This is a genomic window from Tessaracoccus zhenghani (assembly GCF_054552775.1).
In genome coordinates this window covers 1,509,238-1,519,818 of sequence record NZ_CM137275.1, presented here as the reverse complement: position 1 = coordinate 1,519,818, position 10,581 = coordinate 1,509,238, and the positions used below count along the sequence as shown (strand labels likewise).

Annotated in this window: 10 protein-coding genes; 4 read left to right on the top strand and 6 right to left on the bottom strand. The window is 69.1% G+C overall.

Annotation, left to right across the window (positions count from 1 at the left end; genetic code table 11):
- From ACX1DX_RS07295 to ACX1DX_RS07280, 4 genes are all read right to left on the bottom strand, one after another.
- Positions 1-597, bottom strand: coding sequence for a tetratricopeptide repeat protein (locus ACX1DX_RS07295; protein ID WP_459398097.1), 597 nt, complete (start codon positions 595-597; stop codon positions 1-3).
- Entirely contained in the window at positions 584-2,044 is a 1,461-nt protein-coding gene (locus ACX1DX_RS07290) for an ammonia-forming cytochrome c nitrite reductase subunit c552 (protein ID WP_182763907.1), read from the bottom strand. Before ACX1DX_RS07290 ends, ACX1DX_RS07295 begins: the two co-directional genes overlap by 14 nt.
- Before the next feature lie 5 nt (positions 2,045-2,049).
- Positions 2,050-2,529 (bottom strand): cytochrome c nitrite reductase small subunit, encoded by a 480-nt coding sequence (gene nrfH / locus ACX1DX_RS07285; RefSeq protein ID WP_182763906.1) that lies wholly within the window; start codon positions 2,527-2,529, stop codon positions 2,050-2,052.
- A gap of 88 nt (positions 2,530-2,617) precedes the next feature.
- Positions 2,618-3,046 (bottom strand): NUDIX domain-containing protein, encoded by a 429-nt coding sequence (locus ACX1DX_RS07280; protein WP_459398096.1) that lies wholly within the window; start codon positions 3,044-3,046, stop codon positions 2,618-2,620.
- A 59-nt stretch (positions 3,047-3,105) separates the two neighbouring features.
- Between ACX1DX_RS07280 and ACX1DX_RS07275 the strand changes: the two genes are divergently transcribed.
- Positions 3,106-4,587 carry an aspartate ammonia-lyase gene (locus ACX1DX_RS07275; protein ID WP_459398095.1) on the top strand — a complete coding sequence of 494 codons (1,482 nt, stop codon included), beginning with the start codon at positions 3,106-3,108 and terminating at the stop codon, positions 4,585-4,587.
- Here ACX1DX_RS07275 and ACX1DX_RS07270 read toward each other — a convergent pair.
- The gene (locus ACX1DX_RS07270; RefSeq protein ID WP_459398094.1) at positions 4,584-5,468 is read right to left on the bottom strand and encodes an NAD(P)H-dependent flavin oxidoreductase; all 885 of its coding nucleotides are present in this window, start codon (positions 5,466-5,468) and stop codon (positions 4,584-4,586) included. The two genes, ACX1DX_RS07275 and ACX1DX_RS07270, sit on opposite strands and share 4 nt — an antisense overlap.
- Before the next feature lie 206 nt (positions 5,469-5,674).
- Between ACX1DX_RS07270 and ACX1DX_RS07265 the strand changes: the two genes are divergently transcribed.
- Both ACX1DX_RS07265 and ACX1DX_RS07260 read left to right on the top strand, forming a co-directional pair.
- The gene (locus ACX1DX_RS07265; RefSeq protein ID WP_459398093.1) at positions 5,675-7,882 is read left to right on the top strand and encodes a sensor histidine kinase; all 2,208 of its coding nucleotides are present in this window, start codon (positions 5,675-5,677) and stop codon (positions 7,880-7,882) included.
- A 1-nt stretch (position 7,883) separates the two neighbouring features.
- Positions 7,884-8,537 carry a response regulator gene (locus ACX1DX_RS07260; RefSeq protein WP_459398092.1) on the top strand — a complete coding sequence of 218 codons (654 nt, stop codon included), beginning with the start codon at positions 7,884-7,886 and terminating at the stop codon, positions 8,535-8,537.
- 4 nt (positions 8,538-8,541) lie between these two features.
- Here ACX1DX_RS07260 and ACX1DX_RS07255 read toward each other — a convergent pair whose 3' ends face one another.
- On the bottom strand, positions 8,542-8,796 hold the full coding sequence (locus ACX1DX_RS07255; protein ID WP_182763901.1) for an HPr family phosphocarrier protein: 255 nt from the start codon (positions 8,794-8,796) through the stop codon (positions 8,542-8,544).
- Positions 8,797-8,909: 113 nt separating this feature from the next.
- Between ACX1DX_RS07255 and ACX1DX_RS07250 the strand changes: the two genes are divergently transcribed.
- Positions 8,910-10,574: a phosphoenolpyruvate--protein phosphotransferase gene (locus tag ACX1DX_RS07250; protein ID WP_459398091.1), complete on the top strand. Its 1,665-nt coding sequence runs from the start codon at positions 8,910-8,912 to the stop codon at positions 10,572-10,574.
- Positions 10,575-10,581 lie beyond the last annotated feature (7 nt).

Here is a 10,581-nt window from a genome sequence, read left to right as displayed (position 1 = left end):
CTATCCCTGCGGCAGGTGGTTTCGGATGACGTCGGCCTGCGGGAAATCTGGTTCGATCTCGAGCACCCGCTCCCAGGCGTCGCGGGCCTTCTGTTCGTCGGCCGGCTCCTTCGACATGTAGAGGAAGCCGAGGTTGTAGATTGCTTCGACCCGCTCGGCGTCGAGGTCGGCGGCCGCCAGCCACTGTTCCTCGGCGCCCACCGGGTCGCCGGATTCCAGCAGGAGGACGCCCAGCTCGAGCCGGGCGTCGATGTCCGACGGGGTGGCCCGCACCTGGGCGGTCAACTCCGCCACCCGCTGCACATCGACCGAACGCGAGGCCGCCTCGCCCAGCTGCGTCTGTTGCGGGGCGGTTGCGGGCTCTGCGGGGGGCCGACCGAGGAACCAGACGCCGAAGATGATGGCGAAGACGGTCGCCGCCATCAGTAGCGGCTTGGCCCACGTGTCGATCAGGCGTCGAAAGCGGGGGCGCGGCACACCCTTCGCTGCAGCGGCCGGTTCCCCGCCGGCCCGCAGGACCCTTTGTTGTTCCTCCGCCCACGGGCGGACCTCGTCCGGGGCGGTGTCGAGGAACTCGAGGATGTCAGTTGTCTTCACCGGCGATCAGCTCCTCGTACTGCCTGGTGACGTCGCTCGGACCCAAGTCGGCCACCGGCACGCCGGTCAGGACGATCTGGCCCTTGCGGGACGCGTCGAGCGAGTCGCCCAGGATGCGGTGGATGTAGGCGGGGGCGTGGAACCCGTTGGAGTTCTCCGAGTAGACGTAGTCGAGGTAGAAGCTGGCCTTCTTCTGCAGTTCCTGGGCCTCGGCTATCCGCGCGGCGTCCACGCCGTCGCTCTGCGCCCGCTTGATCCCGTCGATGAGGTCGACGAGCGCGTCGAAGGCTTGGTTGCGGGAATGGAGGTAGCGGTCCTGGATGTTCTCCACCCGCGTCGTCATCTCCTCGCCGCTCTCGTTGTGGCAGGTGCCGCAGGAGGCGTTGGCGTCGAACAGGGGGCTCTGCAGGTGGTGGTCCGACACCTTTTGCGCACCGTTGCGCACGTAGGGCATGTGGCAGTCAGCGCAGCTGACGCCGGACGCGGCGTGGATGCCGTTGGACCAGATGTCGAACTCGGGGTGCTGGGCCTTCAGCATTTCGGCGTCGGTCTCCTTGTGCACCCAGTCGACGTGGCCGTCCTCCTCGTAGTACTCCCAGATGTCGTCGATGTCAATGCCCTTGGTCCAGGGGAAGACGAGCTCCTTGGTGTCCTTCTCGAAGTAGTACTCGACGTGGCACTGGGCGCAGGTGTAGCTGCGCATCTCCTGTGCCGTGGCGTCCCTGTTGACGTCGTAGTCCTCGATGCCCTCGGAGGCCTTGAGTGCCTTGATGCCCTCCTCGAAGGCGGGGCGGGTGATGCGCAGCTGCATGGTGTCGGGGTCGTGGCAGTCGAGGCAGGCGACCGGGTGGTCCACCATGTCGCTCGCCTCGGCGTAGGACATGGAGTTCATCTTCGCGAAGCCGGCGTTTCGGTCGCCGTCGCCCAGCTCGTCCATGAGCGCGACGGTGGAGGCGTGGCAGTTGAGGCAGGTCCCCGGCTGGTCGAAGTCCTGGACGCGCAGCGTGTGGCGCTGGTCCTCGAGCATGTAGGCGTGGCCCCGCGCGTGGCGGTAGTCGGTCGCGAACGCGTAGCCGGCCCACATGGTGACCAGACGGGGGTCCTCTTCGAGGCGGCTCGAGGAGATCTCGGTGCGCGGGTCGCCGTCGACGTCCTGGGCGACGGGGTGGCTGCCGCCCCACTTCGTCGGGCCCATCTCTGCCGTCTTCAGGTAATCCTGGTACTGCACCGGGAAGTTCTGGCCCCAGACCGCAGGATCGACGGTGGTCTCCTCCAGTTCCACCACCTTGGTGAACGGCGCCTGGGCTTCGGTCTGGCGCTCCATGATGGTGATCAGCAGTGCGGTCAGCCCGAACGTGGCCACCGCCACCACGGCGATGGCGACGATCCACTTACCGGAGTCCGCCCACAGTCTCTTCTGGCGAGGTTGGTGTGCACTGGTGCTCATGATCCCTACTTGTGTCCGACGTCGGAATGGCACTGGGTGCAGGTGACCTGCTGTCCCTCGGCCCTGGTGAGGTGGATCTCGTCCACGTAATCGGCGTGGCAGTACAGGCACGCGTTGTTCGTGACCTTCAGGTTCGACTCACGGATCTCGATGTTCTCCGGATACCACCCAGTGGTGAACTTCAGCGCGTGCCAGAAGCCGTTCTCGCCCTTGACCAGCCACTTGTGCACCTGGTTGTCGTGGGGGGCGTGGCAGTCGTTGCAGCCCGCCACAGCGCTGTGGCTACTGGCTTTCCACCCGTCCCACTGACTCTCCATCGCGTGGCAGTTGATGCAGGTCTCGGGGTTGTTGCTCAGGTAGGAGGCGCCCTTCGCGTAGCCGAAGGTGAAGAGGCCCACTCCGAACAGGGATCCGATGACGAAGATGATGAGGGCGCGCAGGATGTTGGGGGCGGTCAACCAGGTGCTGATGCCGGGCCGGGCCACGCTGCTCGCCTCCTCGACGACGGTGGGTGGAGTTACGGGGACTCTACTACGTTATGTAGTGCAAGGGTCCGGCGGGCAAAAATACCTGTCAGCCGACATCCTCGACGTAGAAGCGGCCCTCGACCAGATGCGTGTGGAGGGCCGCGGGCAGCCACGTAAGCGAGTCCTCCGGCAGGTCGTCGACGGCGAACCATCCCACCTCGGACGTCGCCTCGCCCGGCGCCAGGTCGCCGTGCCACACGGTCGACTCGAAGAAGAAGTTGAAGCCCTGCGCCCGGGTGGCGCCGTAGGGCACGTCGAAGCGTTGCAGGCCGACGTGGGACAGGTCCCCGGCGTCGACGGTGGCCCCGATCTCCTCGCACGCCTCCCGTGCCGCGGCGACGACGGCGGGCTCACCGTCCTCGATGTGGCCGCCGGGCAGGTTCCACAGCCCGTCGGCCAGCACGGTGCCGCTGCGCCGTGCCAGCAGCACGCGGTCCACGTCGTCCCTCAGAATCACCCAGGCGATCAGATCCATGGTGGTAACTCAACCATGTCGGGTAGCGTGACGGTGTTGTTCTTCAGCGAGGAGGAATCGTGGTCCGCATCGAGCGTGATTCATTGGGGGAGCGTGAGATCCCGGATGACGTCTACTGGGGCATCAACACGCTGCGGGCAGTGGAGAACTTCTACATCAGCCGTCGCCAGATCATGGTGTACCCGGACCTGATCGTCGCCTACGCCCAGGTGAAGCAGGCCGCGGCGAGAGCCAACCGCGACATCGGGGTGCTCGACGCGGAGCGCGCCGACCTCATCGACAGGGCGGCCCAGGACATCGTCGACGGCGAACTCCACGACCAGTTCGTCGTCGGTGTCATCCAGGGCGGGGCCGGCACCTCGACCAACATGAACTTCAACGAGGTGATCGCCAACCGCGCGCTGGAGCTGGCCGGGAGGCCGTTCGGCGACTACGACTACATCTCGCCCAATGACCACGTGAACCGCTCGCAGTCCACCAACGACACCTACCCGACGGCGGTGAAGCTCAGCCTCGTCTACGCCATGGAGCGGCTCAGTCAGGAGATGAGGCTGCTGCGAAACTCTTTCGCCTCCAAGGGCCGCGAGTTCAAGGACGTGCTGAAGGTGGGGCGCACCCAGCTGCAGGACGCGGTGCCCATGACGGTGGGTCAGGAGTTCCGTGGGTTCTCCACCACCCTGGGCGAGGACATCGACCGCATCCAGGACGTCCTGCCGCTGCTGGAGGAGATGAACCTGGGCGCCACGGCCATCGGCACGGGCATCACGGCGCCCGACGGCTACGCCAAGGCGGTGATCGGGCACCTGCGCGTGATCACGGGACACCCCGAACTCCACAACGGCCCGGACCTGATCGAGGCCACCAGCGACACCGGCGTGTTCATCTCCGCGTCGTCGGTGATGAAGCGCGCCGCGATGAAGCTCAGCAAGATCTGCAGCGATCTCCGGCTGCTCAGCTCGGGGCCGCAGGCGGGCTTCGGGGAGATCAACCTCCCGCCCGTGCAGGCCGGCAGCTCGATCATGCCGGGCAAGGTGAACCCGGTGATCCCGGAGGCGGTCAACCAAGTGGCGTTCGTGATCGCGGGCGCCGACATCACCGTGTCCTTCGCGGCCGAGGCCGGGCAGCTCCAGCTCAACGCGTTCGAGCCCGTCATGGCGCACGTGCTGCTGCAGAACTGCACCTGGCTGCGCCGCGCTGTGCGCACGCTGCGGATCAACTGCGTCGACGGCATCACCGTCAACCGCGAGAGCCTGGACAAGCAGGTGTCGACGTCCGTCGGCGTGGTCACGGCGCTGATGCCGAAGCTGGGCTACCTGCATGCCAGCAAGATCGCCAAGGAGGCCCTCGCGAGCGGGCGCTCGATCCGGGAACTGGTGCTGGCGGAGGGCAACCTCACCGCGGAGGAGATCGACGACGCCCTAGACCCGGCGGACCTTTCCGGCGGGCTCTTCGACACGGGCCGCCTGCCGGCGATGACGCCGGAACTCATCGCGCAGATGGAGGAGAAGCTCGACGCGGCCGACCGCCGCGACCAGTCCTAACCCACCCGCGTGCGGGCCGCGTCGTACTCGGCCGCGAGGCGGTCGACCAGTTCGGCGACCGTCGGGATGTCATGGATGCCCGCCACCCCGTGGCCGGCGGACCAGATGTCGCGCCACGCCGTGTACTCGTCGCGGGTCTCGTCACCGGCCGCAGCGAGGCTCGCGGCGAGGAAGTTCGCAGGGATGGAGCTGACCTCGGGCGTATAGACGATGTCGGCGGCTCCGGCCTCGACGATCAGCCTGCGGTAGTCGTCCGAGGCGCGCGACTCCGCGGTGGCGACGAAGCGGGTGCCCATGTACGCGAGGTCCGCCCCGAGCGCCTGCGCGGCGAGCACGTCGGCCCCACTGGTGATGCCGCCGGCCAGTGCGACGATGCCGTCGAACCATGGCCGCACGGATGCCATGAGTGCGAACGGATTGGTGGTGCCCGCATGGCCGCCGGCTCCGGCCGAGACGAGGATCAGGCCGTCCACCCCCGCGTCGGCCGCCTTCTGCGCGTGCCGGAGCGTGGTCACGTCGTGCAGCACGAGCCCGCCGTAGGAGTGCACCGCCTCCACGACGTCAGGCACCGCGCCCAGCGACGTGATGACGACCGGCACCCTGTGGGAGACGACGGCCTCGAGGTCGGCGGTCAGCCGGGTGTTGGTGGCATGGACGATGAGGTTCACCGCGTAGGGCGCGTCCGAGGCGGTGAGTGCGCCGTCGATCCGTTCGAGCCAGCTGACGAGCCCCTCCGTGGTGCGCTGGTTGAGCGCCGGGAACGCGCCGAGCACGCCCGCGCGGCAGGCTGCGATGACCAGTTCCGGGCCGGAGACCAGGAACAACGGAGCGGCGACCACGGGCAGGCGGAGTCTGCGGGCGAGTGGTTCTGGGAGCGGCATGGGGCCTCCTAGCGACGTTGCCGGGGTGCCCCACCCTAGCCGCCTCCAGTGTCGTCCGTATGGACGACTGTACGGACGTCGCGGACAGTGGTGGAGTATGACCAGAGTCGGGCGCATATGGGGGGTCCTTCTCGTGAAGGGTGATGTCCCTGGCCATTTGGGGGAGACCAGGGGCATCATCCTCCTTTTCGCGTTATTGTGAACCCGTGGCGCTGGAGACGACGGAGCCGCCGGACGTTGACCGCCGGCAGGGTCGGCCGCAGGAGGTTCTGCGGCCTTGGCCGCGCGGAGGCGGGGCGTCACGTGAGAGGCCGATCGAAGTCGCCGTCGCGATCATCGCGATCCTCGGCATGCCCAAGCTCGTCGGAGGCATCTCCCAGGACGACCCCACGTACCTCCTCACCGGCGTGGGGATCCTCTTCGTCGCTCACGTCCTCGTCGCCATCGACTGCCTGTGGTTCCGGAGGCTCGGCTGGCTCATCGTCGGCCTCACCGTCGTCGCCACCGCCATCATCGTCGTCGGCCAACTGGGGGAAGGCCTCGCGGTGCCCGGTCACTGGCGCACCGACGCGTGGTTCGGCACGTTGCTCACCTACGGCATCGTGCTGCGCCACAACAAGCCTCAACTCGTGGTCCTCGCCGGTACCTTCGTGCTCGGCCTGGCCGTCGTCGTGGGCACCCAGCAGCTCGAATGGAGGCCGCAGGTCCGCAGCCTCGCCTACACGCTCAGTGGGCTCGGCGTCCTCGTGGTGGCCCGCCTGATCACGATCGCCATCACCGAGGAATACCTCGCCAGCCGGCAGTTGCGCGCCGAACAGGAGCAGGAGGCGGGGGAGTCGGCCGCCCGCGCAGAGGCCCTCGCCGGTCTGCGGCGCGAGATGCATGATTCGCTGCTGCACGCCCTGCAGCGCATGGGCGCGACGTGGAGTGCAGCCAGCGCCGACGAGGTGCGCGCGTCCTGTGAGGAGGCCCGCCAGAGACTCGCCCAGATGCCGGAGCCGCTCACAGACGACAAGCCCGTCGACGTGTGTGCCATGCTGCACCGCTCACTGAAGCCCCGCAGGCAGGTCATCACCTGCGAACCGGAGACCCTCCTCGTCCCGCTCTCCGTTGCCCAGGCCCTGGTCGGCGCCACGAGGGAGGCCGTCCGCAACGCCTTGAAGCACACGTCGGGCATCCCGGAGGTTCTGTTGGTCCAGCGCGGCGGAACGGTGCGTGTGACCGTGACCGACGAGGGGCCGGGATTCGACGTGATGGCACCGCGCGGGCAGTCCCTGGGCCTCGAAGGCTCCGTGGTGCAGCGCGTAGCGGCCATCGGGGGCGAGGCGCGCGTGCATTCCGGGGCCAACGGGACGACGGTCGAGATGCAGTGGCCGGCGCCGCCTCCCGAGCCGGGCGGCCTGGGGGAGCGGGCCCGCCGCCTGATCTCCTGGTGCCCCTTTCCGCTGGTCGCGGCCAGCGCCCTGCACATCCTGACCCTGGAGTGGCCCGGCGCGGCCTTCCCCATGGCCATCACGGTCATCGTCGCCCTGCTGATCGCGGTGGGCGCCGTCGCGGTGCGCGGGGGCGGCCTGGCGCCGTGGCAGTCGGCGGTGCTGTGCGGCGTCGGCATGATCACGTTCATCGTCAATTACGCCGCCGTCCAGGGCGGACCGAGCACCGACTGGGACCTGTGGGCACCGTCGCTGGTGTCGGCGCTCCTGATCATCGGCCTGCCCGGCCAGCCCGTCAGGGTGGCGGTGCCGTTGGCCGGAGTCGTGGTGGTGGGCGCGGTCACCACCAGTTGGCTCACGCTCGGTTGGCAGGCCACGATCGGCTCGCACTTCGGCGGCATCCTCGCCGTGCTTCTCTACACGATCGTGACGCTGGTATTGGTGTTCGGGGCGCAGGCGGTGTCGCGGCACCTGCATGTCACCCGACGTCTCGCCGCCGCCGCGGAACTCCGCGCCCAGGCGGCGCAGGTGCGCGACGGGGTCTGGCACGGCTGGCTCGCGCGCGCCGAGAAACTCACCGGCGCCTTCCTCGGAGAGATCGCCGACGGCAGTCGCGACCCCTTCGCCCCGGAGACGCGTGCGCGTGCGGCCCGCCTCGGCGCCCGCATGCGCGATGAACTGCGCCTGTGGCCGGGTCCACTGCGCCTCGCCTCGGAACTCGACAGGCTCCGCGGTGCGGGGTGGGATGCCCGGCTGCTGACCGGCGACGTCGGCTCGATGTCGGACGATCTCGCTGAGCTGCTCGGGCACCTGGGGCGGCCCGGCGAGGATCAGGCCCAGTTGCTGGTTTCAGCCGAGGAGGGCACCGCCACCGTGACGGCGACCCCCGCCGTCGCCATGGCGGAGCATTCACCCCTGCAACGCTGGGTCAGCGTTGCTGACCCGGATTTCACCCAGTTCAGAACCGGCAAGGAGAGTTGACGTGGCTCAGCCTGTACCCATCCGGGTTGTCGTCCTCGACGACCACGAGTTCATTCTGCGTTCGCTGGGCGACCTGCCCCAGCTCGCAGGGGGCGACCTCGAGATGGTGGGCTCCTACACGGAGCCGTCGGCCATGCTCGCCGATCTGGACAGCATCAGCCCGGACGTCGCCGTCGTGGACCTCTTCCTCGACGGCCGGATCTCCGGACACGAAACGATCGAGGCGCTCACCGCCCGCAACGTGTGGAGCATCGCCTTCACCGCGGAGCACCGCAGGGTGCCGGTCATGCTGGCCATGCAGGCGGGTGCCCGGGGGCTGGTGCTGAAATCGGACCCCGCCCAGGTGCTGGTCCAGGCGATCCGCGATGTCGCCGACGGGGGATGGTCGCAGAGCAGCGTCATGGCCGCCACGCTCCTCCAAGAGGCCGAGAGCGTCCCCAGCCTCTCGCCGCAGGAACTGCAGTGCCTCCGGCTGGCGGGGGAGGGTGTGCCGGTGAAGGCCATCGGCCGGCAGTTCGACCCGCCGATCTCTCTCAGTTCGGTGAAGACCTACCTGACGCGGGCCTACGAGAAGTACGCCGCCGTCGGTCGTGAGGTGGGCAACACCACGCAGGCGGCGCTGGAGACGGCCGGCGACGGTTGGTTCGATGTGTGAGGCGCTACGCGTCCAGGTCCTGCTCGATCATCGTGGCGATCTGCTCGACCGCAGCGACGTTGTCTGAGGTGACCGTCACCTGGTGGCCCTTCTCGGCCCCCAACGTCATGATCAGCAATGAGGATGCGGCATCCACCGATTCGCCCCCCGTGGACAGCGTGATGTCGTCGTCGAACTCCCCGGCGGCGGCGGCGATGAGGGCTGCGGGGCGGGCATGCAGGCCCACCGTCGACCCCACGGTCACAGTCTTGCTCGGCACGAGCGGCTCCTTTCACGGCCCAGGCGCGACTTTGCGCGGACTCCCGCCCCAGCATAGCCATGTGGCCGAAGGGGAAGTACATTGACAGCGTCGACCCTGGAGGTGGGAGGACCATGACTGACGTCGTGCGCGGCACTGGAGTCGTTGCCGGAGTGGTGAAGGCGCCCGTGGTGTGGAAGCGGCCGAACCTGACGCCTCCCGCGCCGCTCTACGCGCTTGCCGCGGACCACCGCGAGGCGGCCGCTGAGGAATTGATGCAGGCCGTGCAGAGCGTCTCTGCCGGGTACGAGGAGCGGGCCCGTCGGGCCGATGGAGCCGCGGCGAAGGTGCTCACGGCTACCGCTCAACTCGCCAGCGACCGCGGCTGGGTGCGGCCCGCGCTGAAGGCCATCGCCGCCGGCGTGCCGGCCTCCACCGCCGCCATCAACGCCATCGAATCCATCGCCGCGACGTTCCGGCGCCTGGGCGGGGTGATGGCGGAGCGGGTCTCAGACCTGGGCGACATCCGCGACCGGGTGGTGTCGAGGCTGTCCGGCCAGCCGGAGCCCGGGGTGCCGACGCCGGAGCGGCCCTCCATCCTGCTCGCCGACGACCTGTCGCCGGCCGACACCGCAGATCTCGACCTCGATCTCATCATCGCCATCGCCACCCGTCTCGGCGGGCCCACGAGCCACACCGCCATCATCGCCAGGCAGCGGGGCCTGCCCTGCGTCGTGGGCGTCACGGACCTGGAGTCCATCGCCGACGGTGACGTGGTGCTGCTCGACGGCGCCGCCGGTACCCTCTCCAGGCGGCTCTCGGAGCTGGACGCCGACGCGCTCGTCGCGGCCGACCTGCGCCGGCGCGCCGTCATCGACGGGTGGACGGGCCCGGCTGCCACTGCCGACGGCACCGCCGTCCAGTTGCTGGCCAACGTCGCTGACGGCGCCGCCGCCCGCGCCGCGGCGACCGGCCCGGTGAGCGGAGTCGGCCTCTACCGGACGGAACTGGGGTTCCTCAACTCCCTCACCGAGCCACCGGTCGCGCAGCAGGCCGACACGTACGCCCAGGTGCTCAACGCGTTCCCGGGGCGCAAGGTCGTCCTGCGCACCCTCGACGCGGGCACGGACAAGCCCGTGCCCTTCGCCTCCTTGCCCCACGAGCCGAACCCCGCCCTCGGCATCCGCGGGCACCGGCTCGCGATGTCGCAACCGGGCCTGGTCCGGCGGCAGCTGGACGCCATCGCACTCGCCGCCCGGGGTCGCGAGCCGAGGCCCTGGGTGATGGCACCGATGATCGCCACCGTCGACGAGGCGCGCGGATTCGCCCGCGAATGCCGGCAGCGGGACCTCGTCGCCGGGATCATGGTCGAAGTGCCCGCCGTCGCGCTGCTGGCCGAGGAGATCCTGCGGGAAGTGGATTTCGTGTCGATCGGCACCAACGACCTCGCCCAGTACGTGATGGCGGCGGACCGCCTCGCACCGGAGTTGGCCCATCTGACCAACCCCTGGCAGCCGGGTGTCCTGCGGCTGGTGAAGATGACCGCCGATGCCGGCCAGCGGGTGGGGAAGCCGGTGGGGGTGTGCGGCGAGGCGGCGGCGGATCCCGCCCTGGCCTGTGTGTTGGTGGGGATGGGCATCACCAGCCTGTCGATGGCGGCGGCGGCCGTGCCAGGAGTGGGTGTGCAGTTGGCGAAGGTCTCCGTCGAGAAGTGCCGCCGCGCAGCCGAAGCGGTGCTCAAAGCACCGACCGCCACTGACGCGAGGTCAGCGGCGGTCGGGGAGCTGCAACTGGTTTGACGGTTGG